Source organism: Streptomyces sp. YKOK-I1 (assembly GCF_054660435.1).
The window spans coordinates 5,316,985-5,339,616 of record NZ_BAAGDR010000001.1 but is presented as its reverse complement, the minus strand read 5'-3'; the positions used below and the strand labels follow the sequence as shown (position 1 = coordinate 5,339,616).

Sequence of the window (22,632 nt, the reverse complement as noted above, 5' to 3'; positions counted from 1 at the left end):
GACGGCCCGGAGGACAGCCTGGAAGACACGGGAAGACAGAGGGGGACCTCATGGCGACAGCTACCGCGCCCCGCACGGCCGACGACGAGGCGTACCAGCACGCCTTCGACGCCGCCGTCGCCGCCGACGAACGCATCGAGCCCCGCGACTGGATGCCCGACGCCTACCGCGCGACGCTGGTGCGGCAGATCGCCCAGCACGCCCACTCCGAGATCATCGGCATGCAGCCCGAGGCCAACTGGATCACACGTGCGCCCTCCCTGCGCCGCAAGGCGATCCTGATGGCCAAGGTCCAGGACGAGGCGGGCCACGGGCTCTACCTCTACAGCGCCGCCGAGACGCTCGGCGTCGGCCGCGACGAGCTTCTCGACAAGCTCCACTCCGGCCGCCAGAAGTACTCCTCGATCTTCAACTACCCCACGCTGACCTGGGCGGACGTCGGCGCGATCGGCTGGCTCGTGGACGGCGCCGCGATCACCAACCAGGTCCCCCTGTGCCGCTGCTCCTACGGGCCGTACGCCCGTGCGATGGTCCGCATCTGCAAGGAGGAGTCCTTCCACCAGCGCCAGGGGTACGAACTGCTGCTGGCCCTGAGCCGCGGCACCCCCGGGCAGCACGCGATGGCGCAGGACGCGGTGGACCGCTGGTGGTGGCCGTCGCTGATGATGTTCGGCCCGCCCGACGACGAGTCCGCGCACTCCGCGCAGTCCACGGTCTGGAAGATCAAGCGGCACTCCAACGACGAGCTGCGCCAGCGCTTCGTCGACATCTGCGTCCCGCAGGCGCAGTCCCTCGGCCTCACCCTGCCCGACCCGGACCTGCGGTGGAACGAGGAGCGGGGACACCACGACTTCGGCCCGATCGACTGGACGGAGTTCAAGGAGGTCATCAAGGGCAACGGGCCCTGCAACGAACAGCGGATCACCCAGCGCAGGCGGGCCCATGACGAGGGCGCCTGGGTCAGGGAGGCCGCCGCGGCCCACGCGGCCCGGCACAGCGGCGCGGCGGCCGCGCACACCGGCGGAAGGACAGAGAAGGAAGTGGGACAGGAATGACGCACACCGACTGGCCGCTGTGGGAGGTCTTCGTGCGCTCCCGGCGCGGCCTCTCCCACACCCACGCCGGCAGCCTGCACGCACCGGACGCGGAGTTCGCCCTGCGCAACGCCCGCGATCTGTACACCCGGCGCGGCGAGGGCGTCTCCATCTGGGTCGTGCCGTCCTCGGCCGTCACCGCCTCCTCGCCGGACGAGAAGGACCCGTTCTTCGAACCGTCCGCCGACAAGCCCTACCGGCATCCGACCTTCTACGAGATCCCGGAAGGGGTGCAGCACCTGTGACCGCGACCGTCCCGGTGACCGCCGCCCTCGCCCTCGGCGACGACGCCCTGGTGCTCTCCCACCGCCTCGGCGAGTGGATGGGCCACGCGCCCGTGCTGGAGGAGGAGGTCGCCCTCGCCAACATCGCCCTCGATCTGCTGGGCCAGGCCCGCGTTCTGCTGTCGATGGCCGGTGACGAGGACGAACTCGCCTATCTGCGGGAGGAGCGCGCCTTCCGCAACCTCCAGCTCGTCGAGCAGCCGAACGGCGACTTCGCCCACACCATCGCCCGCCAGCTGTACTTCTCGACGTACCAGCACCTGCTGTACGCCGAACTGGCCGCCGGTGACGGTCCGTTCGCCGCGCTCGCCGGCAAGGCCGTCAAGGAGACCGCCTACCACCGCGACCACGCCGAGCAGTGGACCCTGCGGCTCGGCGACGGCACCGACCTCAGCCATGAGCGGATGCGCACGGCGTGCACCGCGCTGTGGCGGTTCACCGGCGAGATGTTCCAGCCCGTGGAGGGGCTCGGCACGGACCCCGCAGCGCTGCGGGCGGGCTGGCTGGAGGCGGTCGGCGCGGTGCTGCGGCGGGCCGGGCTCACGGTTCCCGAAGGAGCGCAGTCCGGCGCCTGGACGGCCGGCGCGGGCCGGCAGGGCCTGCACACCGAGCCGTTCGGCCGGATGCTCGCCGAGATGCAGCATCTGCACCGCAGCCACCCGGGGGCGTCATGGTGACGGCCACCGTCCTGGAGGCGGAGCTGCTCGCGCTGGCCGGTTCGGTGCCCGACCCGGAGCTGCCGGTGCTGACACTGAGCGAGCTGGGCGTGGTGCGGGGTGTGCACGTCCAGGAGGCCGGCGCGGTCGAGGTCGAGCTGACCCCGACGTACACCGGCTGCCCGGCGATCGAGACGATGGCCGCGGACATCCGCCAGGTGCTGCAGGAGCGCGGCGTCCAGGACGTCACCGTGCGCACCGTGCTGGCCCCGGCCTGGTCGACGGACGACATCACCGACGAAGGCCGGCGCAAGCTGCGGGAGTTCGGCATAGCGCCGCCCCGGACCACACGGGAGACCGGCCCGGTCGCGCTCGCCCTGGGCCCCACCAGAACGCTCGACGAGGACCCGGTGCGCTGTCCGCACTGCGGCTCCGCCGACACCGAGCTGCTCAGCCGGTTCTCCTCCACCGCCTGCAAGGCGCTGCGCCGCTGTCTGGCCTGCCGTGAACCCTTCGACCACTTCAAGGAGCTGTGATGGCCCGAGCCGTGACGGCCCGTTTCCACGCGCTCCCGGTGGCCGCGGTGGACCGGCTCACCGACGACTCCGTCGCCCTCACCCTCGCCGTCCCCGAGGCCCTGCGCGAGGAGTACCGGCACGCGGCCGGCCAGCATCTCGCGCTGCGGCGCACGGCCGACGGCACCGAGATCCGGCGGACGTACTCGATCTGCTCGGCCGCCCCCGACCCGGCCGGTGAGGGACCGCGCACCCTGCGGGTGGGCGTGCGCCTGGTGGAGGGCGGCGCCTTCTCGACGTACGCGCTGAAGGAGATCGGCGTCGGGGACGAGCTGGAGGTGATGACCCCGGCGGGCCGCTTCACGCTCGACCCGGCGCCCGGCCTCTACGCGGCGATCGTCGGCGGCAGCGGCATCACCCCGGTGCTGTCGATCGTCTCGACCCTGCTGGCCCGGGAACCCGGCGCCCGGTTCTGTCTGATCCGCGGCGACCGTACGGCCGCGTCGACGATGTTCCTGGAGGAGGTCGCCGACCTCAAGGACCGCCATCCCGACCGGCTGCAGCTGGTCACCGTGCTCTCGCGGGAGGAGCAGCAGGCGGGGCTGCCGTCGGGACGGCTGGACCGGGAGCGGCTGGCCGGACTGCTGCCGGCGCTGCTGCCCGTGGCGGAGGTGGCGGGCTGGTTCCTGTGCGGGCCGTTCGGGCTGGTGCAGGGCGCCGAGCGGACGCTGCGCGAGCTGGGGGTGACCCGCGCCCGGATCCACGAGGAGATCTTCCACGTGGACGAGGCGGCGCCCCCCGCCCTGGCGTCGGCGCCCGCGCACGCCACGGTCACGGCCCGGCTCGACGGCCGGGGCGGCAGCTGGCCCGTGCGGGACGGGGAGTCGGTGCTGGACACGGTGCTGCGCAACCGGCCCGACGCGCCCTACGCCTGCAAGGGCGGGGTGTGCGGCACCTGCCGGGCCTTCCTGGTCTCCGGCGAGGTGCGCATGGACCGCAACTTCGCGCTGGAGCCGGAGGAGACGGAGGCCGGGTATGTGCTGGCCTGCCAGTCGCATCCGGTGACGGAGGCGGTGGAGGTGGACTTCGACCGGTGAGGTGAGGGGCCCCGCCGCGGACCCGCCGCGGACCCGCCGCGGGCGTTCCCTTCTTCTAGAACCTGTTCTATCTTGACGGACCGTCAGATCTGGGCGCAGCCATCGGAGTTCCGCCGGATCAGCCGACCCCTCGGAGAGGACAGGCCGTGGACTTCACCTTCAGCGAGGAGCAGCAGGCGGCGGCCGAGGCGGCCCGCGGGGTCTTCGCCGGGGTCGCGCCCGACGCCGTGCCGAGCCCCGCGCTCACCCAGGGCCGCCCGGTGGCCGACGGCTTCGACCGGGCGCTGTGGGACCGGCTCGCCTCGGCGGACCTGCTGAGCCTGCTGCTCGACGAGGAGTACGGCGGGGCCGGACTGGACGCCGTGGCGCTGTGTCTGGTGCTGCGGGAGGCCGGGAAGGTGCTGGCGCGGGTGCCGCTGCTGGAGAACACCGCCGCCGCGGCGGCCGTACAGGCCTACGGCGGGCCGGAGTTGCGGGCCGAGCTGCTCGCGGGGGCCGGGCGGGGCGAGACCGTGCTGACGGTCGCCTCACACGGCCGTACGGGCCACGACGCGGCCGAACTCGCGGTGACCGCCCGGCACGACGGTGAGAGCGCCGGGCGCGGCGAGGGCGGCGGCGACTGGATCCTGGACGGGGTGCAGACGGCGGTGCCCTGGGCCCATGACGCCGACTACGTCCTCGTACCGGCGCGCACCGGCGACGACCGTGACGTTCTCGCCGTGGTCGCCCGGGCGCAGGAGGGGGTCGTCCTCGCCGAGCAGATCGCCACCACCGGGGAGCGGCTCGGCGAACTGCGGCTGGAGTCGACGCGGATCCCGGCCCGGTACGTCCTCACCGCCGAGGGCGCCGGGGAGTGGCTGCGGCAGCTGCTGGCCACCGGAACCTGTGCGCTGGCGCTCGGCCTGGGGGACCGGGTCCTCGCGATGACCGGTGACTACGCGAGCAAGCGCGAGCAGTTCGGGCACCCGATCGCCACCTTCCAGGCCGTCGCCGTGCAGGCCGCCGACCGCTACATCGATCTGCGTGCCATGGAGGTCACCCTCTGGCAGGCCGCCTGGCGGATCGCCTCCGGGGCCCCTGGCGCGCTGCCGGCCTCCGGCGATGTGGCCGTGGCCAAGATCTGGGCCTCGGAAGGGGTACGGCGGATCGTGCAGACGGCACAGCATCTGCACGGCGGGTTCGGTGCCGACGTCGACTACCCGCTGCACCGCTACCACGCCTGGGCGAAGCATCTGGAGCTGTCGCTCGGACCGGCGGCGGCGCACGAGGAGGCCTTGGGCGACCTGCTGGCCGCCCATCCGCTCGTCGGCTGATGGCACCGGCTGACCGTCAGGTCAGAGAACGGCCCCCGGCTGTCCCCCGTCCGTCACCACGGAACGGCCCAGGGCCTGCCAGAACTGCATGCCGCCGTCGACGTTCACCGCGTCGATGCCCTGCTGGACGAGGTACATCGTGACCTGGGCCGAGCGGCCGCCGGAGCGGCAGATCACATGGACGCGTCCGTCCTGCGGGGCCGCCTCGGTCAGCTCGCCGTAGCGGGCGACGAACTCGCTGATGGGAATGTGCAGCGCGCCTTCGGCGTGACCCGCCTGCCACTCGTCGTCCTCACGGACGTCCAGCAGGAAGTCGCTCTCCCCGACCTCGCCGACCTCGACCGTGGGCACCCCAGCTCCAAAACTCATGCCCCCGACGCTACCCGACGTGAAGGGACGGGCTACCCCACGAGCTCGGCGAGCTCCGCCTCCTTCTTGGCGACGTCCGCGAGCAGCTGCTCGGCGATCTCGTCGAGCAGGCGGTCGGGGTCGTCCGGGGCCATCTTCAGCATGGAGCCGATGGCGCTGTCCTCCAGGTTGCGGGCGACCAGTGTGAGCAGCTCCTTGCGCTCGGCGAGCCACTCCAGCCGGGCGTAGAGCTCCTCGCTGGGCGTCGGGCGGCGCTCGGCGGGCGGCGGACCGGCGGCCCACTCCTCGGCCAGCTCGCGCAGCGCGGCCTCGTCCCCGCGGGCGTAGGCGGCGTTGACGCGGGTGATGAACTCCTCGCGCCGGGCCCGCTCCTCGTCCTGCTGAGCCAGGTCGGGGTGGGCCTTGCGGGCCAGCTCGCGGTACAGCTTGCGGGCCTCCTCGCTGGGCCGCACCCGCTCCGGGGGCCGCACCGGCTGTTCCGTGAGCATCGCCACGGCCTCGGGGAAGAGCCCTTCGCCGTCCATCCAGCCGTGGAACAGCTCCTCGACCCCCGGCATCGGCAGCACCCGGGCCCGCGCCTCCTGTGCCTGGCGCAGGTCCTCGGGGTCGCCGGTGCGGGCCGCCCTCGCCTCGGCGATCTGTGCGTCCAGCTCGTCGAGCCGGGTGTACATGGGGCCGAGTTTCTGGTGGTGGAGCCGCGAGAAGTTCTCGACCTCGACGCGGAAGGTCTCCACCGCGATCTCGAACTCGATCAACGCCTGTTCGGCGGCCCGCACGGCCTGCTCCAGCCGCTCCTCGGGCCGCGGCTGCTCAGCTTCGGGGGTCGTCACCCGACCAGCGTAGGCCAAGCGCGCCCGACCCGAGGCGACTCACCGCCCCCGACCGGCTACGACGGGGTCGGCGGACGGGCCGTCCCGGACCCCCTTCTCAGATCCCCGTCTCCGCCGCGATCCGCCCCGCCCGTACCGCCGTCACCAGATCGCCGTGGTCGGCCTCGGTGCGGTCGGCGTAGGCGACGGCGAAGGCGGCGATCGCCTCGTCGAGTTCCTCGTTCTTGCCGCAGTAGCCGGCGATCAGCCGCGGGTCGGCGCTGTGGGAGTGGGCGCGGGCCAGCAGGGCGCCGGTCATCCGGCCGTAGTCGTCGACCTGGTCGGCGGCGAGCGCGGCCGGATCGACACTGCCCTTGCGGTTGCGGAACTGCCGTACCTGGAAGGGACGGCCCTCGACGGTCGTCCAGCCCAGCAGGATGTCGCTGACGACCTGCATCCGCTTCTGGCCCAGGACCACCCGGCGGCCCTCGTGGCCCTCGTCCGGCGTCTCGAAGCCGGCCGTCCGCAGATGCGGCACCAGGGCCGACGCGCGTGCCTCCTTCACCTGGAGGATCAGCGGCTCGCCCCGGTGGTCCAGGAGCAGGACGACGTACGAGCGGGTGCCGACACTGCCCGTGCCGACGACCCGGAAGGCGACGTCGTGGACCGCGTGCCGGGACAGCAGCGGGTGGCGGTCCTCGGAGAGGGTGGCCAGGTACGGCTCCAGGGAGAGGGCCACCGCCGCGGCCTCCTCGTCCGGGATCCGGCGCAGCACCGGCGGGGCGTCGACGAAGCGGCGGCCGCCGTCCTCGGTGCGGGTGGTCGACTTCGCCGCGAACCGGCCGCTGGTGTTGGCCCGCGCCTTCTCCGAGACCCGCTCCAACGTGCCCACCAGGTCGTGGGCGTCGGTGTGGGAGACCAGCTCCTCGTCGGCGATCGCGTTCCACGCGTCCAGCACGGGCAGCCGGGCCAGCAGTCGCATGGTGCGGCGGTAGGAGCCGGCCGCGCCGTGGGCGGCCTGGCGGCAGGTGTCCTCGTCGGCGCCGGCCTCCCGCCCCGCCAGCACCAGGGAGGCGGCGAGCCGCTTGAGGTCCCACTCCCAGGGGCCGTGGACGGTCTCGTCGAAGTCGTTGAGGTCGATGACGAGACCGCCGCGGGCGTCCCCGTACAGACCGAAGTTGGCCGCGTGGGCGTCACCGCAGATCTGGGCGCCGATCCGGGTCATCGGGGTGCGGGCGAGGTCATGGGCCATGAGACCGGCCGCACCGCGCAGGAACGCGAACGGGGTGGCCGCCATCCGTCCGACCCGTATCGGCGTCAGCTCCGCGATACGGCCCTGGTTGGACTCCTCGACCGCCGTCACCGCGTCCGGGCGGGAGGCGTCCAGGTCGAGCAGGGCGTGCGAGGACCGCGCCACCGCGTCCCGCAGCGCCTTGCCCCGCTCCTTCGGCGTGCGGGCTGCCATGGCCTCCGCGACGGGCCCTGTCCCGGCCTCCGCCTCCGCCGTGAACCGCCCGGCGAATCCCCGCACGTGAGGCAGTCTGCGCGCCTCGCCCGCAACTGCCCCCGCCTCGGCCTCGGTCACGGTGACCGCCTCCCCCGCATATCCGTACACGCCATATCCGTACACGTCGATCAATTCGAGCCGACCGTACAGCCCGTGGCCTGCATCACGGCAGCCCTGTTTCACGTGAAACCACAGAGGCCGACAGCCTGAGACGTTCCTCACACACGGTGAGCGGATCCGAACACGCGGAAGCCCCCAGGTCCGAGACCTGGGGGCTTCCGTCTGGTGCGCGAGGGGGGAGTTGAACCCCCACGCCCTTGCGGGCACTGGAACCTGAATCCAGCGCGTCTGCCTATTCCGCCACCCGCGCATTGGGTGTGTCCTCCGGCTTCGGGCTTTTCGTCCCGGCCCCTTCCGACATGCAGAACACTAGCACGGTGACCAGGGTGCGTTCACATCCCTTATCCGGGGCACAGGACCCCTGAGAGACCGACGGCAACCTCGTACGTCTCGGCGGTGACTGGTTCACGTATCAACCTCGTACCTATGGCGTCCGTCTCCCCGGGAGCCGGACGAGGTCCACAGTCGGGTGCGGGACACTGGTCCTCGGCCGCCTCTACGATCCTGGGCAGAAAACAGGTACGGAAGCAGGTACGGAGACAGGTGAGGACGAGGGCGTCGACACCCGCCGACGGGGCCGACAGGGGGAACCAGCCGATTCACCGGCGCGTGGATACGATCAGTAAGCAGTACCAGGTAGGCAGCAGGACACGGGACGCAGGTCACGACGGAGGAGGTGCCCCATGGGAGTCCTGAAGAAGTTCGAGCAGCGTCTCGAGGGTCTGGTCAACGGCACCTTCGCCAAGGTCTTCAAGTCCGAGGTCCAGCCCGTGGAGATCGCCGGAGCGCTCCAGCGCGAGTGCGACAACAACGCGACGATCTGGAACCGCGACCGGACCGTCGTCCCCAACGACTTCATCGTGGAGCTGAGCGCGCCGGACCACGAGCGCCTCAGCCCCTACTCCGGCCAGCTCGGCGACGAGCTCGCCGGCATGGTGCGCGACTACGCCAAGCAGCAGCGCTACACCTTCATGGGACCGATCAAGGTCAACCTGGAGAAGGCGGACGACCTCGACACCGGTCTGTACCGGGTGCGCAGCCGTACGCTCGCCTCCTCCAGCAGCCAGGCCGCCGCGGGCGCACCCGGCGGCGGCGCGGCCCAGCGGCCCGGCGGCTACGGCTACCCGCCCGCCGGAGGCACCGCCGCTCCCCCCATGCCGTCCGCGCCCCCGCCGGGCGCCGGAGGCTACGGCTACCCGCCCGCCGGCGGTGCCCAGCGCCCCGGCGCCGGAGGCGGCGGCCTCGCCGGCGCCCCCGCGCCCGGCTCGCGCACCCGCCACTGGGTCGAGATCAACGGCACCCGCCACCAGATCTCCCGCGGCACTCTCGTCCTGGGCCGCTCCACCGAGGCCGACGTGCGGATCGACGACCCCGGCGTGTCCCGCCGGCACTGCGAGATCCGGACCGGTTCGCCCTCGACGATCCAGGATCTCGGCTCCACCAACGGCATCGTGGTGGACGGGCAACACACCACCCGCGCTACGCTCCGCGACGGCTCGCGGATCGTCGTGGGCAGCACCACCGTTATCTATAGGCAAGCCGAAGGGTGAAGCGGGGGCAATGTCAGAGCTGACCCTCACGGTCATGCGGCTGGGTTTCCTGGCCGTACTGTGGCTGTTCGTGATCGTGGCCGTACAGGTCATCCGCAGCGACCTGTTCGGTACGCGCGTCACTCAGCGCGGCTCGCGACGGGAAGCGGGACGACCGCAGCAGGCACAGCGCCAGCAGGCGCCCCCGCAGCAGCGCCAGCAGCCCGCCGCCTCCGGCGGCCGCAGGGGCCGTAACGCCCCGACCAAACTCGTCGTGTCCGAAGGCATCCTCACCGGCACGACCGTCGCGTTGCAGGGCCAGACCATCACCCTGGGCCGCGCGCACGACAGCACGATCGTGCTGGACGACGACTACGCCTCCAGCCGTCATGCCAGGATCTACCCGGACCGCGACGGCCAGTGGATCGTCGAGGACCTGGGCTCCACCAATGGCACGTACCTCGACCGAACGCGGTTGACGACCCCCACGCCGATCCCGCTGGGCGCGCCGATCCGTATCGGCAAGACCGTCATCGAGCTGCGGAAGTAGTGCTACATCATGACTGAGCGCGAGCGGAGCGAGCACGCCAGGGCGGCCGGCACCCCGGTCCCGGGCGCGCTCCCGACCGGAGGGTGGGCAGTGTGGCTCGACACGACCGGCTGTACCCGGGGCCGACGGGCGAGGTGGGCATGAGTCTGTCACTGCGTTTCGCCGCCGGATCGCACAAGGGCATGATCCGCGAGGGCAACGAGGACTCGGGGTACGCCGGTCCCCGCCTGCTCGCCATCGCCGACGGCATGGGCGGCGCCGCCGCCGGTGAGGTCGCCTCCTCCGAGGCCATCTCCACCATCGTCGCCCTCGACGACGACGTGCCCGGCTCCGACGTCCTCACCTCGCTCGGCACCTACGTCCAGCGCGCCAACGACCAGCTGCGCTCCCTGGTCGAGGAGGACCCCCAGCTCGAAGGCATGGGGACCACCCTGACCGCCCTGCTGTGGACGGGCCAGCGCCTCGGTCTGGTGCACGTCGGCGACTCGCGCGCCTACCTGCTCCGGGACGGCGTACTGACCCAGATCACCCAGGACCACACCTGGGTGCAGCGGCTGGTCGACGAGGGCCGCATCACCGAGGAAGAGGCCACCACCCACCCCCAGCGCTCCCTGCTGATGCGGGCGCTCGGCAGCGGCGAGCACGTCGAGCCCGATCTGTCGATCCGTGAGGTCCGGGCCGGCGACCGCTATCTGATCTGCTCCGACGGACTGTCCGGGGTGGTCTCCCACCAGACCCTCGAGGACACCCTCGCCAGCTACCAGGGCCCGCAGGAGACCGTGGGGGAGCTGATCCAGCTCGCACTGCGCGGCGGCGGCCCCGACAACATCACCGTCATCGTCGCCGACGTCCTCGACCTGGACACCGGCGACACCCTCGCCGGACAGCTCTCCGACACCCCCGTCGTGGTCGGCGCGGTCGCCGAGACCCAGCACCAGCTGCACGACAACGGCATCATGCAGACCCCGGCCGGCCGTGCCTCGAACCTCGGCCGCAGGCGCCACGCGGGCGGCGGGGGCGGCGAGTTCGGCCCGCCCGGCTCCGGCGGCGACATCACCGGCTTCATCGACACGGGCGGCTTCGGGGAGTACACCGACGACGACTTCGTCAAGCCGCGCAAGGGCCGCAGGTGGCTGAAGAGATCCTTCTACAGCGTCCTCACCCTCGCCGTGATCGGCGGCGGTCTCTACGGCGGCTGGCGCTGGACGCAGACGCAGTACTACGTCGGCACCAACGGCGAGCACCTCGCGCTGTACCGGGGCATCAGCCAGGACCTGGCCTGGGTCTCGCTCTCGAAGGTGGAGAAGGACCACCCCGAGATCGAACTCAAGTACCTCCCGGAGTACCAGCAGAAGCAGGTCCAGGCCACGATCCCCGAGGGCAGCCTGAGCAGCGCCCAGAAGAAGATCGAGGAACTGTCGGTCCAGGCGTCCGCGTGCCAGAAGCAGACGCAGGCCGACGCGGCCAAGACCACGGCCAGTTCGAAGACCGGCTCCGGCCAGGCCGGCGGCGGCACGGGAACCACCCCCGTGTCCCTCACGTCCAAGGCTTCACCGAGCCCGACCCCGAACCCGAGCAAGCCCTCGGGTTCGTCGTCCCCGTCCCCGTCCGCGACCGCCACTCCCAGCCCCGGCCCCACTCTCTCGGAGGAAGAGCAGAAGGTCGTCTCGCGGTGCGGTGAGCAGTAGGCAAGCCGTGAGAGGCCCTGTCACATCATGAGCAGTACTACTAATTCGCCGACGCATCACACGTCCACGATCGGCTCGATCGGCACCCCGAGCCGGCGCAACACCGAGCTCGCGCTGCTGGTGTTCGCCGTCGTGATCCCGGTCTTCGCCTACGCCAACGTGGGCCTCGCGATCAACGACCAGGTGCCGTCCGGCCTGCTGGCCTACGGCCTGGGCCTCGGCCTGCTGGCCGGCGTCGCCCATCTCGTCGTACGCAAGTTCGCGCCGTACGCCGACCCGCTGCTGCTGCCGCTGGCCACCCTGCTGAACGGCCTCGGGCTCGTCGCCATCTGGAGACTGGACCAGTCGAAGCTGCTCCAGCAGATCAAGCAGGCGGGCACGGCCGCACCCCGGCAGCTGATGTACACGGCGATGGGCATCGCGCTCTTCATCGTGGTGCTGATCTTCCTCAAGGACCACCGCGTCCTGCAGCGCTACACCTACATCTCCATGGTCGGCGCGGTCTTCCTGCTGCTGCTCCCCCTCGTCCCCGGCCTCGGCCAGAACATCTACGGCGCCAAGATCTGGATCTCCGTCGCCGGTTTCTCCATCCAGCCGGGTGAGTTCGCGAAGATCGTGCTCGCGATCTTCTTCGCCGGCTATCTGATGGTGAAGCGCGACGCGCTCGCCCTCGCCAGCCGCCGCGTCCTCGGCCTGTACCTGCCGCGCGGCCGCGACCTCGGCCCGATCATCGTGGTCTGGCTGATCTCGATCCTGATCCTGGTCTTCGAGACGGACCTCGGCACCTCGCTGCTGTTCTTCGGAATGTTCGTCATCATGCTGTACGTCGCCACCGAGCGGACCAGCTGGATCGTCTTCGGTCTGCTGATGTCCGCCGTCGGCGCGGTCGGCGTGGCCCAGTTCGAGAGCCACGTCCAGCAGCGTGTCCAGGCCTGGCTCGACCCGATGGGCGAGTACAAGCTCTCCCAGGAGGGCGTCATCGGCCACTCCGAGCAGGCCATGCAGGCCCTGTGGGCGTTCGGCTCCGGCGGCACCCTCGGCACCGGCTGGGGCCAGGGCCACTCCGAGCTGATCAAGTTCGCCGCCAACTCCGACTTCATCCTCGCCACGTTCGGCGAGGAGCTCGGGCTCGCCGGCATCATGGCGCTGCTCCTGCTGTACGGCCTGATCGTGGAGCGCGGTGTGCGCACCGCCCTCGCCGCCCGCGACCCGTTCGGCAAGCTGCTCGCCATCGGCCTCTCCGGCGCCTTCGCGCTCCAGGTGTTCGTCGTCGCCGGCGGTGTGATGGGCCTCATCCCGCTCACCGGTATGACGATGCCCTTCCTGGCGTACGGCGGTTCGTCCGTCATCGCCAACTGGGCGCTGATCGGCATCCTGATCCGGATCAGCGACACCGCGCGACGCCCGGCCCCGGCCCCCGCCTCCAACCCCGACGCCGAGATGACCCAGGTGGTCCGCCCGTCATGAACAAGCCCCTGCGTCGGATCGCGATCTTCTGCGGCCTGCTCGTGCTGACCCTGCTGCTGCGGGACAACTACCTGCAGTACGTCAAGGCGGACAGTCTCGCGAGCGACACCAAGAACCGCCGCGTCAACATCACGCGCTACTCCACGCCGCGCGGAGACATCATCGTCGACGGCAAGGCCATCACCGGCTCCGTCGAGACCACCGGCGACTACAAGTACAAGCGCACCTGGAAGGACGGCGCCATGTGGGCGCCGGTCACCGGCTACTCCTCGCAGGCCTTCGGCGCCAACCAGCTGGAGAAGCTCGAGGACGGCATCCTCTCCGGCAACGACGACCGGCTCTTCTTCCGCAACACCCTGGACATGATCACGGGCAAGGAGAAGGAGGGCGGCAGCGTCGTCACCACCCTCAACGCCGCCGCCCAGAAGGCCGCCTACAACGGCCTCGGCAGCAAGAAGGGCGCCGTCGCCGCGATCGACCCGTCCACCGGCAAGATCCTGGCCCTGGTCTCCACGCCGTCGTACGACCCCTCGAAGTTCGCCGGGTCCTCCAACAAGGACCAGGAGGCCTGGGAGGCGGTCCAGAAGAAGAACGACCCCGACGACCCGATGCTCAACCGCGCACTGCGCGAGACCTACCCGGCGGGCTCCACCTTCAAGGTGGTCACCGGCGCGGCCGCGTTGGAGAACGGCGTGGTGTCGGGCATCGACGACGCGACCAAGACCCCCGACCCGTTCAGGCTGCCGCAGTCCAGCACCGACCTCACCAACGAGCACGGAGTCTGCGAGAACGCCACCCTGCGCGAGGCGCTCCGGGTCTCCTGCAACACCGTCTTCGCGAAGATGGCCGACAACGTCGGCAACGAGAAGATGATCGAGCAGGCGGAGAAGTTCGGCTTCAACGAGGCGGAGCTGGACACCCCGGTGCGTGCCGCGGAGAGCGTCTACCCCAAGGACAACCGTCCGCAGAACGCGCTCGACGGCATCGGCCAGGGCTCCATGCGGGCCACCCCGCTGCAGATGGCCATGGTCGCCTCGGCGGTCGCCAACGACGGCAAGCTGATGAAGCCGTACATGGTCGACGAGCTCAAGGCCCCGAACCTGGACACCCTGGAGACCACCGAGCCCCAGGAGCTGTCCCAGGCCGTCTCGGCGGAAACCGCCCAGAAGCTCCAGGACATGATGGAGACGGTCGTCAAGGAGGGCACCGGTACGGCCGCGAAGATCGACGGCGTCACCGTGGGCGGCAAGACCGGTACCGCCCAGCACGGCCTCAAGAACAGCGAGAAGCCGTACGCCTGGTTCATCTCGTACGCCAAGCTGTCCGACGGCAGCGCGCCGGTGGCCGTCGCGGTGGTCGTCGAGGACGGCGCCGCCAACCGTGACGACATCACGGGCGGTGGTCTCGCCGCCCCGATCGCGAGGAGCGTGATGAAGGCAGTCATCGACAGCAAGAAGTGACCCCCATCACGTTGCCTGCACATCGGTGCACGTTGCGATACCGGTCCTGCATCGGGTGACGGGCTTGGCCAGGTCACAGACCGCCGTCCGGGTACGGTATGCCCGGACGGCAGCCTTCGACCGCACACGTGTGCCGGTCGGGACCGACGGAGAGGGCTGGTAGGTAGCTATGGAAGAGCCGCGTCGCCTCGGCGGCCGGTACGAGCTGGGCCATGTGCTCGGTCGTGGTGGCATGGCGGAGGTCTATTTCGCGCACGACACCCGCCTCGGCCGCGCCGTGGCGGTGAAGACGCTGCGCGTGGACCTCGCGCGCGACCCTTCCTTCCAGGCCCGGTTCCGCCGGGAGGCCCAGTCGGCCGCCTCGCTCAACCACCCTGCGATCGTCGCGGTCTACGACACCGGCGAGGACTACATCGACGGGGTCTCGATCCCGTACATCGTCATGGAGTACGTCGAGGGCTCCACGCTCCGTGAGCTGCTCCACTCCGGCCGCAAGCTGCTGCCGGAGCGGACGCTGGAGATGACGATCGGCATCCTCCAGGGCCTGGAGTACGCGCACCGAAGCGGCATCGTGCACCGGGACATCAAGCCGGCGAACGTCATGCTGACGCGCAACGGCCAGGTCAAGGTCATGGACTTCGGCATCGCCCGTGCGATGGGCGACTCCGGGATGACGATGACCCAGACCGCGGCCGTGATCGGCACCGCCCAGTACCTCTCGCCGGAGCAGGCGAAGGGCGAGCAGGTCGACGCGCGCTCGGACCTGTACTCGACGGGTTGTCTCCTCTACGAGCTGCTGACGGTCCGCCCGCCCTTCGTCGGGGACTCCCCGGTGGCGGTGGCCTACCAGCACGTACGGGAGGAGCCGCAGCCCCCGTCGGTGTTCGACCCCGAGATCACCCCCGAGATGGACGCGATCGTCCTGAAGGCGCTGGTCAAGGACCCGAACTACCGCTACCAGTCGGCCGACGAGATGCGCGCGGACATCGAGGCCTGCCTCGACGGCCAGCCGGTCGCGGCCACGGCGGCGATGGGCTCCGTCGGCTACGGCTACGGCGACGACCAGGCCACCACGGCCCTGCGCTCCGCCGACGGCGGCGCCACCTCGATGCTGCCGCCGATGAACCCGGACGACGGGGGCTACGGCTTCGGCGTCTACGACGACCGCCCGGACCGCCGCCGCCAGAAGAAGTCGAACACCTCGACGATCCTGCTGGTGGTGGCCGCGGTCCTGGTGCTGGTCGGGGCAATCCTGATCGGGAAGTACGTCTTCAGCAGCAAGAACGCCAGCGACGAGACGGTGGCCGTACCCAGCCTGATCAGCCAGACCGAGGCCAATGCCAGACAACAGTTGACCAATGTCGACCTCAAGGTCGGCACGGTCACCAAGAAGCCCTGCGAGAACCAGCCCGCAGGCCAGGTCTGCGACCAGGACCCCGATCCCAAGACCGAGGTCAAGAAGAACACCACGGTCAACCTGGTGGTCTCGACCGGCGCGCCGAAGGTGGCGGTGCCGAACGTGATCAACAAGGACGTCGACACGGCGACGAGCCAACTCGAGGACAAGGGCTTCGAGGTCAAGACGAAGCAGACGGAGTCCACCCAGGATGCGGGCACCGTCCTCAGCCAGGACCCCGATCCGGGCACCGAGCTGGAAAAGGGCTCGACCGTGACCCTGGAGGTCGCCAAGGCCGCAGAGAAGTCCACGGTCCCCGACGTCTCCGGTCAGACCTGTGAAGCCGCCAAGGCCCAGATGCAGGCCAACAACCTGACCGGCAACTGCGTCGAGGTCGACACCCAGGACCAGAACCAGGTCGGCAAGGTCATCTCGACCAGCCCGTCCATCGGCTCCCAGGTCGACAAGGGCTCGACGGTCACCATCCAGGTCGGCAAGAGCAGCCAGACCCAGGTGCCGTCCGACCTCCAGGGCAAGACCCTGAAGGACGCCAAGCAGGCGCTGCAGGACGCGGGTCTGAACGTCGGCAACATCTCCGGCTCCCAGGACGACGACGCCCAGGTCATCAGCTCCGACCCGAGCCCCGGCAGCACGGTCAACCGCGGCACGACGGTCAACCTGGTCGCCATAAACACCGGGAACAACAACGGCGGCAACGGCGGCTTCCTCAACGGGGGCAACGGTGGTTAGCCGCTGAGCCAGTGAGGCAAGCGAGAGGGGCCCGGTACTCGTCCGAGTGCTGGGCCCCTGAACATGTCACTCACGGCTGTTTCGTCGTGCATCGACCGGGTCGGCGCAACCCCTCCATCACCAGCGCCACGTCATGCCGGCGACTGGGCTCCTGGAAGGCGCCCGGTCAGCGCAGTTCCTTCGGGGGAGTGCGTTTCGCGTCGACCTTCTGGACCCGCTCCAGTTCGCCCCACACCACATAGCGGTAGCGCGAGGTGTAGACCGGGGTGCAGGTGGTCAGGGTGATGTAGTGGCCGGCCTTCTTCTTGCCGGACTCCTCGGGGATCCGGCCGAGGACCTCGACGTTGTACTTCGAGGTCTCGGGGAGGATCGCGTAGACCTTGTAGACGTACCAGTCGTCCCGCGTCTCGAAGACGATCGGGTCGCCCTTCCTGAGCTTGTCGATGTTGTGGAACTTCGCGCCGTGGCCGTCCCGGTGCGCGGCGAGGGTGAAGTTGCCCTCCTTGCCGCTGCTGGGGAGCGCGGCCTTGACGGGGTCGGTGTAGTAGCCGGCCACGCCCTCGTTGAGGATGTCCGTCGAGGTGCCCTTCTCGACCAGGACCTCGCCGTTCCTCATGGCGGGCACGTGCAGGAAGCCGATGCCGTCCTTCGTGTCGAGCGCGCCCGGCCCGGTGTCCTGCTGGGCCCAGTTGTCCCGCACCTTGTCGGCCTGTTTGTCGGCGTGCCGGTCGGCGACGACGTTCGTCCACCACAGGGAGTAGACGACGAACAGGCCGAGGACCAGGCCCGCCGTGATGAGGAGTTCGCCGAAGACGCTGACGGCGAGGGCGATCCGCCCCCGCCGCGGCGGCCCCGCCGACGAGTCCGCCTGAGGATCCCGTACCTGCTCGGTGTCGCCGGTGGTCGCTGCCACGTTCATCTGCCCCTACTCGACTAGCGCATCCGGCTTGCCCTTGCTGCGCGGCCGTTCCTCGACCATCTTGCCCCAGACGATCAACCGGTACTTGCTGGTGAACTCCGGCGTACAGGTGGTGAGGGTGATGTACCGGCCCGGACCGGTGAATCCGGACTGCGGCGGTACGGCGTCGAGGACACTGGTGTTGCTGGGCGAGGTGACCGGCAGCGAGGACGTCATCTTGTAGACGAAGTACTCGTCCTGGGTCTCCACGACGATGTCGTCGCCCGCGCTGAGCCGGTTGATGTACCGGAACGGTTCGCCGTGCGTGTTGCGGTGCCCCGCGAGCCCGAAGTTGCCGGTCTTGTCCTCGGGCATGGCCGTCTTCAGCGCGTCCTCGCCGTAGTGCCCGACCATGCCCTTGTCGAGCACCTTCTTGTTGCTGACGCCCTCCGCGATCGGCACGACCACGTCCAGCTTGGGGATGTGCAGGATCGCGAAACCCTGCCCGGGGGAGAAGGTGCCCGGGTTGCGCTTGCCGTTCGCCCAGTCGTCCTGGAGGCTGTCCGCCTCCTTGCTGGCCTGGGCGTGCGCCCGCACGTTCGTCCACCAGAGCTGGTAGCTGACGAAGAGCAGCATCAGCACGCCCGTGGTGATGAACACCTCGCCGACCGCCCGGCTGGCGACCACCGCGGCGCTGGGCTTGCGCGCCTTGGCCTGCCGCCGGGCCTCCACCCGGGACAGCGGCCGCTCGTCCTGCGAGGGCGCGATCGCCGGGTCGTCCACGTCGAGGGAACCCGCGGCGGAGCCGCCATGGCGGCCGTGACGGCCCTTGGCGGCCTTTCTGCGGGCCGCTCGGCCCCCGGCGGGGGTTCCAGGGGCAGGAGAGGCCTCTGTGGCGCCAGAGACCGATGTGGCGTCCCCGAACGGGTCGGCCCCGGCCGGCGGTGGCTCCGGTATCCGCAGCGCCACCGTCTCCTCGTCGATGGGCGGAAGCTGCTGTGTGAACGCCTCCGCGCCCCTCGCCGCGCCGCCACCCGCCGCGCCGCCACCCGGCTCGACACTCCTCGGCCCGGCATCCGGAGCCGCTTTCCGCCGCCGCCCGGTGCCGGGGCGCGGATCGCCGACGTACGGCTCGGCGCTCGGCGGCCGCTCCCCCGCATACGCATCCACACCGAAGGACTCGTACGGCGCGGTGCCGTACGAGTCCTCGCGCTCGGGGCGCAGCGCGGTCACGCCGTGGCCCTGCCCACCACCGGGGCGAGCCCCGCCGACCTCGCCACCGCGCCCTGGTCGCCGCACTCCACCAGCCAGTTGGCCAGCATCAGGTGGCCGTGCTCGGTCAGCACCGACTCCGGGTGGAACTGCACGCCCTCGACGGGCAGTTCCCGGTGGCGCAGGCCCATGACGATCCCGTCGTGGGTGCGGGCGGTGACCTCCAGCTCGGCCGGGACGGTGGCCGGCTCGGCGGCGAGGGAGTGGTAGCGGGTCGCGGTGAAGGGGGTGGGCAGTCCGCTGAAGACGCCCTTGCCCTCGTGTTCCACCAGCGAGGTCTTTCCGTGCAGCAGCTCGGGCGCGCGGTCCACGACACCGCCGTACGCCACCTGCATCGACTGCATGCCCAGGCAGACCCCGAAGACGGGGACTCCGGTGGCCGCGCAGTGGCGGACCATCTCGATGCAGACGCCGGCCTCCTCGGGCGTGCCGGGTCCGGGGGACAGCAGGACGCCGTCGAAGCCGTCCTGGGCGTGGGAGGTGGAGACCTCGTCGTTGCGCAGGACCTCGCACTCGGCGCCCAGTTGGTAGAGGTACTGGACGAGGTTGAAGACGAAGCTGTCGTAGTTGTCGACGACGAGAATGCGCGCGCTCACTGGTTGTCCACCGTCACATCGTTGAAGGGAAGCAGCGGTTCGGCCCACGGAAATACGTACTGGAACAGGGCATAGACGACAGCGAGGACCAGCACGATCGAGATCAGCGCCTTCACCCACGCGTTTCCCGGCAGATGCCGCCAGATCCAGCCGTACATGCCGTCCCTTCCGTCGCACCACGGCACCTGACTCACGCCGTACGCCACCAGACTAACGGCGCAGGGCCTTGGGTTCTCCTGCCTCCACAGGCTGTGTGGAGTCGAGATGCGCCCAGACGATCAGCCGATGACTGTGCCCCCATTCCGGATCGCACGTGGTCAGCGTCAGATACCGGCCCGGACGCGTGTACCCCGACTTACGTGGCAAAGCGTCGATCACCTCGACATCGGAGGGCACGGTTTTGTAGGGGCCTTTGTCGATCCGATACGTGAACCAGGTCGTGCCGTCGGTGAGCACCACCGCGTCCCCGCGCCGGAGCTTCGGGAAGTCCTTGAAGGGGTCGCCGTAGGTACGCCGGTGACCTGCGACGGAGAAGTTCCCGGGCTGTCCGAGCCGGGCCGTGCCCGCGTAGTGGCCCAGCCCCTTCTTCAGGGTGCCGGTCCCGGTGCCTTCGAGGACCGGCTTGTTCCACGTGAAACCGAGACGCGGGATGTACATCACCGCGAAGGGCCGGCCGTTCCGGTACGGCGCCGGCGGCGCGGGGGTGCTCACCCGCGGGGCCGGCTGCCGGGTCGCCCACTGCTGGTGCAGGTCGTCGATCTGGTCGCCCATGGCCCGGTCGGCCCGCACGCCGGTCCAGAAGAGCACATAGGCGACGAAGAGCACGATGACGGCGCCGACGGTGATGCACAGCTCGCTGAACGTCCTGACGATCACCCGTAACGACACAGGCGCTCCCGCCGGTTGCTACTCCACAGGCTTCGCGTAGTGCAGATCCACTGTGCCCGAGTAGCCCGGCAGAGTCACCGTCCCGTCCTCGGTGACTTTCCAGCCGAGGCCGTAGACATTGACGTAGACCATGTAGTTCTGGATCGCGGGCGAGTCCGCGAGCGCCTTCTGGAGCTTCCCGGGGTCGCCGACCGCCTGGATCTTGTACGGCGGTGAGTAGACCCGGCCCTGGAGGATCAGGGTGTTGCCGACGCAGCGCACGGCGCTGGTGGAGATCAGCCGCTGGTCCATGACCTTGATGCCGTCGGCGCCGCCCTTCCACAGGGCGTTGACCACGGCCTGGAGGTCCTGTTGGTGGATGACCAGGTAGTCGGGCTGGGGCGCGGGGTAGCCGGGGAGCTTGGCGGTGGCGTCGGGCGGGGCGTCGTTGAGGGTGACCGTGATCGCCTTGCCCTTGAGCTTCTGGGTGCCGGCGTTCTTCTCCAGGCCCGCGAGCTTCTCGTCCTCGGCGCTGGTGCTGCCGTCGTCGGCCTCGGCCAGGGACTCCACCTGCGCGCGCAGGGCCCCGTTGGACTCGTCCAGCTCGCCGTTCTTGCGGCTGTGCTCCTGGATCAGGTCGGAGAGTTTCAGCAGGGAGGCGTCCGTACGGATGTTCGTCCCCTTGGCCGTCTGGAAGCTGGTGACGAAGAGGAGTCCGGCGAGGGCGAAGACGCCCGCCGTGAGCATCCGCACGGGACGGTGGCGGGGCGTTGAACCCGTCCGGGGGGAGTCGGCAGAATTGCTCAACGTACCCTTATCTCCTTCGGCGCCGTAGAAGCACTACGCTAACGGACGCCCGGGGGAGCCCCTCAGTCCCCTAGTACGCAGCCTCCGAGCCCGACCAGCACCTGCGCGGCCACGCAGCGCATCGACAGGAGAGACCCTCGTGCCGAAGTCACGTATCCGCAAGAAGGCCGATTACACGCCGCCGCCGGCGAAGCAGGCGACGGCGATCAAGCTGACCAACCGCGCCTGGGTCGCCCCGGTGATGCTGGCCATGTTCCTGATCGGGCTGGCCTGGATCGTCGTCTTCTATGTGACGGACGGCACGCTTCCGATCGACAGCCTGAACAACTGGAACATCGTGGTGGGCTTCGGGTTCATCGCGGCCGGTTTCGGCGTCTCCACCCAGTGGAAGTAGCGGTCCCGGCCGCAGCTCTCCCCAGGGCTGTTCGCTGAGTTATCCACAGGCCTGAGCCTTCTGTCCACAGAGTGGGGAAAAGAAACGACGATCTGTGGATAACTCACTGGAGGTTGACGCCGGTATGACGTAACTACCGGCAGTCACCAGCCCTCGAAAGCTCGTTCGCCCCCTGCCTGACCTGCAAGAACACTGGTCACCAGCAGGGGGCGTCGCCGTTCCCGCACGTTGTGCACAAGATTCGCCACGCGCTGTGGACAACAGGGCGCTCAAGTGAGCTGGGCGGTCCTCAGGAGGGTCAACACGACCACCGCGGCCAGCACCACCGCACAGGTCCCGTACTGCACCAGGGCCCGGCGTTCACGCGGGGCGTGGACCATGCCGTATCCGATGACCACGCCCGCCACGAGACCACCGATGTGGGCCTCCCAGGCGATGTTGCTCCACCCGAAGGTGAAGATCAGGTTGATCACCAGCAGGGCGATGATCGGCCGCATGTCATAGCGCATCCGGCGCATCAGCACGGCCGTGGCGCCGAAGAGCCCGAAGATCGCGCCCGAGGCGCCGAGGGACGGCTGGTTGGGTTCGGCGATCAGATACGTCAGCGCGCTGCCCGCCAGACCGGAGACGAAGTAGAGCGCCAGATAGCGGGCCCGGCCGAGCGCCTGTTCCAGCGGGCCGCCGAGCCACCAGAGGCTCATCATGTTGAACAGGATGTGGACGACCCCGCCGTGCAGGAACATCGGCGTCAGCAGCCGGTACCACTGCCCCTCCGCGATGCCCTCGACACCGCCGAGGACCGGCACGTACGCCCGGCCCAGCAGCTCGAAGCTGTTGGTGAAGCGGTCGCCGACGGCCATCTGGACCAGATAGACGGCCACGCACAGGCCGATCAGGATCTTGGTGACCAGGCGGGGATCGTCCTTGAGGGCGCCCCCGGCGAGGGTGCGCGGCTGGGAGGCCGCCGGCGGATGCCCCGTGCCCGATCCTTCCCGGACGCAGGTGGGGCACTGGAAGCCGACCGAGGCGCTGACCATGCACTCCGGGCAGATCGGCCGCTCGCAGCGGGTGCAGCGCACGCCGGTCTCGCGGCCCGGATGCCGGTAGCAGGAGGGCAGCCCGCTGTGGGTGCCGTCCGGCCGGCTGCCTGGCGCCTGGTCCATGAGCTCCCCCAGTTCGTCGTCGGGCGGGGCG

General features: G+C 70.2%; 23 protein-coding genes and 1 tRNA gene. 13 read left to right on the top strand and 11 right to left on the bottom strand.

All coding sequences use genetic code 11. The annotated features are described in order from the left end of the window. The first annotated feature begins 50 nt into the window (after nucleotides 1-50). The 6 genes from paaA (at nucleotide 51) to ACYQ8Q_RS23700 (ending at nucleotide 4,959) form a co-directional block, all read left to right on the top strand. On the top strand, nucleotides 51-1,055 hold the full coding sequence (gene paaA / locus ACYQ8Q_RS23725; RefSeq protein WP_460067711.1) for a 1,2-phenylacetyl-CoA epoxidase subunit PaaA: 1,005 nt from the start codon (nucleotides 51-53) through the stop codon (nucleotides 1,053-1,055). Then, entirely contained in the window at nucleotides 1,052-1,339 is a 288-nt protein-coding gene (paaB, locus tag ACYQ8Q_RS23720; protein ID WP_019526615.1) for a 1,2-phenylacetyl-CoA epoxidase subunit PaaB, read from the top strand. Before paaA ends, paaB begins: the two co-directional genes overlap by 4 nt. Beyond that, complete coding sequence (gene paaC, locus ACYQ8Q_RS23715) at nucleotides 1,336-2,055, top strand: 1,2-phenylacetyl-CoA epoxidase subunit PaaC (protein ID WP_460067710.1); 720 nt, start codon at nucleotides 1,336-1,338, stop codon at nucleotides 2,053-2,055. The genes paaB and paaC overlap by 4 nt, the downstream gene beginning before the upstream one ends. Further along, on the top strand, nucleotides 2,049-2,570 hold the full coding sequence (gene paaD, locus ACYQ8Q_RS23710) for a 1,2-phenylacetyl-CoA epoxidase subunit PaaD (protein WP_460067709.1): 522 nt from the start codon (nucleotides 2,049-2,051) through the stop codon (nucleotides 2,568-2,570). Before paaC ends, paaD begins: the two co-directional genes overlap by 7 nt. Further along, nucleotides 2,570-3,646 (top strand): 2Fe-2S iron-sulfur cluster-binding protein, encoded by a 1,077-nt coding sequence (locus ACYQ8Q_RS23705; protein ID WP_460067708.1) that lies wholly within the window; start codon nucleotides 2,570-2,572, stop codon nucleotides 3,644-3,646. The genes paaD and ACYQ8Q_RS23705 overlap by 1 nt, the downstream gene beginning before the upstream one ends. 146 nt (nucleotides 3,647-3,792) lie before the next feature. Continuing rightward, nucleotides 3,793-4,959, top strand: coding sequence for an acyl-CoA dehydrogenase family protein (locus ACYQ8Q_RS23700; RefSeq protein WP_460067707.1), 1,167 nt, complete (start codon nucleotides 3,793-3,795; stop codon nucleotides 4,957-4,959). A gap of 21 nt (nucleotides 4,960-4,980) precedes the next feature. On the opposite strand, the gene ACYQ8Q_RS23695 is transcribed toward ACYQ8Q_RS23700, so the two are convergent. The 4 genes from ACYQ8Q_RS23695 to ACYQ8Q_RS23680 all read right to left on the bottom strand — a co-directional run bounded on the left by ACYQ8Q_RS23695 (nucleotide 4,981) and on the right by ACYQ8Q_RS23680 (nucleotide 8,014). Continuing rightward, nucleotides 4,981-5,310 (bottom strand): rhodanese-like domain-containing protein, encoded by a 330-nt coding sequence (locus ACYQ8Q_RS23695; RefSeq protein WP_460073462.1) that lies wholly within the window; start codon nucleotides 5,308-5,310, stop codon nucleotides 4,981-4,983. A gap of 50 nt (nucleotides 5,311-5,360) precedes the next feature. Then, nucleotides 5,361-6,158, bottom strand: a complete 798-nt coding sequence (locus ACYQ8Q_RS23690) for a J domain-containing protein (RefSeq protein WP_460067706.1) — start codon at nucleotides 6,156-6,158, stop codon at nucleotides 5,361-5,363. 97 nt (nucleotides 6,159-6,255) lie between these two features. Further along, nucleotides 6,256-7,752 carry a DUF2252 domain-containing protein gene (locus ACYQ8Q_RS23685; RefSeq protein WP_460067705.1) on the bottom strand — a complete coding sequence of 499 codons (1,497 nt, stop codon included), beginning with the start codon at nucleotides 7,750-7,752 and terminating at the stop codon, nucleotides 6,256-6,258. A gap of 175 nt (nucleotides 7,753-7,927) precedes the next feature. Next, nucleotides 7,928-8,014: transfer RNA gene (locus tag ACYQ8Q_RS23680), tRNA-Leu, on the bottom strand. Between the two features lie 433 nt (nucleotides 8,015-8,447). Here ACYQ8Q_RS23680 and ACYQ8Q_RS23675 point away from each other — a divergent pair. From ACYQ8Q_RS23675 to pknB, 6 genes are all read left to right on the top strand, one after another. Continuing rightward, on the top strand, nucleotides 8,448-9,314 hold the full coding sequence (locus tag ACYQ8Q_RS23675) for an FhaA domain-containing protein (RefSeq protein ID WP_460067703.1): 867 nt from the start codon (nucleotides 8,448-8,450) through the stop codon (nucleotides 9,312-9,314). A gap of 10 nt (nucleotides 9,315-9,324) precedes the next feature. After that, nucleotides 9,325-9,843: an FHA domain-containing protein FhaB/FipA gene (locus ACYQ8Q_RS23670; RefSeq protein ID WP_055636209.1), complete on the top strand. Its 519-nt coding sequence runs from the start codon at nucleotides 9,325-9,327 to the stop codon at nucleotides 9,841-9,843. A gap of 140 nt (nucleotides 9,844-9,983) precedes the next feature. Further along, on the top strand, nucleotides 9,984-11,531 hold the full coding sequence (locus ACYQ8Q_RS23665) for a PP2C family protein-serine/threonine phosphatase (RefSeq protein ID WP_460067701.1): 1,548 nt from the start codon (nucleotides 9,984-9,986) through the stop codon (nucleotides 11,529-11,531). Between the two features lie 27 nt (nucleotides 11,532-11,558). Beyond that, nucleotides 11,559-12,998, top strand: coding sequence for an FtsW/RodA/SpoVE family cell cycle protein (locus ACYQ8Q_RS23660; protein WP_460067700.1), 1,440 nt, complete (start codon nucleotides 11,559-11,561; stop codon nucleotides 12,996-12,998). Further along, entirely contained in the window at nucleotides 12,995-14,458 is a 1,464-nt protein-coding gene (locus ACYQ8Q_RS23655) for a peptidoglycan D,D-transpeptidase FtsI family protein (RefSeq protein WP_460067699.1), read from the top strand. The genes ACYQ8Q_RS23660 and ACYQ8Q_RS23655 overlap by 4 nt, the downstream gene beginning before the upstream one ends. A gap of 169 nt (nucleotides 14,459-14,627) precedes the next feature. Further along, nucleotides 14,628-16,604 carry a Stk1 family PASTA domain-containing Ser/Thr kinase gene (gene pknB / locus ACYQ8Q_RS23650; protein WP_460067698.1) on the top strand — a complete coding sequence of 659 codons (1,977 nt, stop codon included), beginning with the start codon at nucleotides 14,628-14,630 and terminating at the stop codon, nucleotides 16,602-16,604. A gap of 166 nt (nucleotides 16,605-16,770) precedes the next feature. On the opposite strand, the gene ACYQ8Q_RS23645 is transcribed toward pknB, so the two are convergent. Genes ACYQ8Q_RS23645 through ACYQ8Q_RS23620 form a run of 6 tightly spaced genes read right to left on the bottom strand, consistent with a single transcriptional unit; the run spans nucleotide 16,771 to nucleotide 21,044 of the window. Further along, complete coding sequence (locus tag ACYQ8Q_RS23645; RefSeq protein WP_460067697.1) at nucleotides 16,771-17,523, bottom strand: class E sortase; 753 nt, start codon at nucleotides 17,521-17,523, stop codon at nucleotides 16,771-16,773. 6 nt (nucleotides 17,524-17,529) lie between these two features. Continuing rightward, the gene (locus tag ACYQ8Q_RS23640; protein WP_460067695.1) at nucleotides 17,530-18,735 is read right to left on the bottom strand and encodes a class E sortase; all 1,206 of its coding nucleotides are present in this window, start codon (nucleotides 18,733-18,735) and stop codon (nucleotides 17,530-17,532) included. Continuing rightward, entirely contained in the window at nucleotides 18,732-19,370 is a 639-nt protein-coding gene (locus ACYQ8Q_RS23635) for an aminodeoxychorismate/anthranilate synthase component II (RefSeq protein WP_460067694.1), read from the bottom strand. Before ACYQ8Q_RS23635 ends, ACYQ8Q_RS23640 begins: the two co-directional genes overlap by 4 nt. After that, on the bottom strand, nucleotides 19,367-19,528 hold the full coding sequence (locus ACYQ8Q_RS23630; RefSeq protein WP_199844708.1) for a hypothetical protein: 162 nt from the start codon (nucleotides 19,526-19,528) through the stop codon (nucleotides 19,367-19,369). The genes ACYQ8Q_RS23635 and ACYQ8Q_RS23630 overlap by 4 nt, the downstream gene beginning before the upstream one ends. 52 nt (nucleotides 19,529-19,580) lie before the next feature. Beyond that, the gene (locus tag ACYQ8Q_RS23625) at nucleotides 19,581-20,258 is read right to left on the bottom strand and encodes a class E sortase (RefSeq protein WP_460067693.1); all 678 of its coding nucleotides are present in this window, start codon (nucleotides 20,256-20,258) and stop codon (nucleotides 19,581-19,583) included. Between the two features lie 18 nt (nucleotides 20,259-20,276). Further along, complete coding sequence (locus ACYQ8Q_RS23620; protein WP_460067692.1) at nucleotides 20,277-21,044, bottom strand: DUF881 domain-containing protein; 768 nt, start codon at nucleotides 21,042-21,044, stop codon at nucleotides 20,277-20,279. 139 nt (nucleotides 21,045-21,183) lie between these two features. On the opposite strand from ACYQ8Q_RS23620, the gene crgA reads away from it, so the two are divergent. Continuing rightward, the gene (gene crgA / locus ACYQ8Q_RS23615; protein WP_133911038.1) at nucleotides 21,184-21,438 is read left to right on the top strand and encodes a cell division protein CrgA; all 255 of its coding nucleotides are present in this window, start codon (nucleotides 21,184-21,186) and stop codon (nucleotides 21,436-21,438) included. Nucleotides 21,439-21,707: 269 nt separating this feature from the next. On the opposite strand, the gene ACYQ8Q_RS23610 is transcribed toward crgA, so the two are convergent. Further along, complete coding sequence (locus ACYQ8Q_RS23610) at nucleotides 21,708-22,601, bottom strand: rhomboid family intramembrane serine protease (RefSeq protein WP_460067691.1); 894 nt, start codon at nucleotides 22,599-22,601, stop codon at nucleotides 21,708-21,710. Nucleotides 22,602-22,632 lie beyond the last annotated feature (31 nt).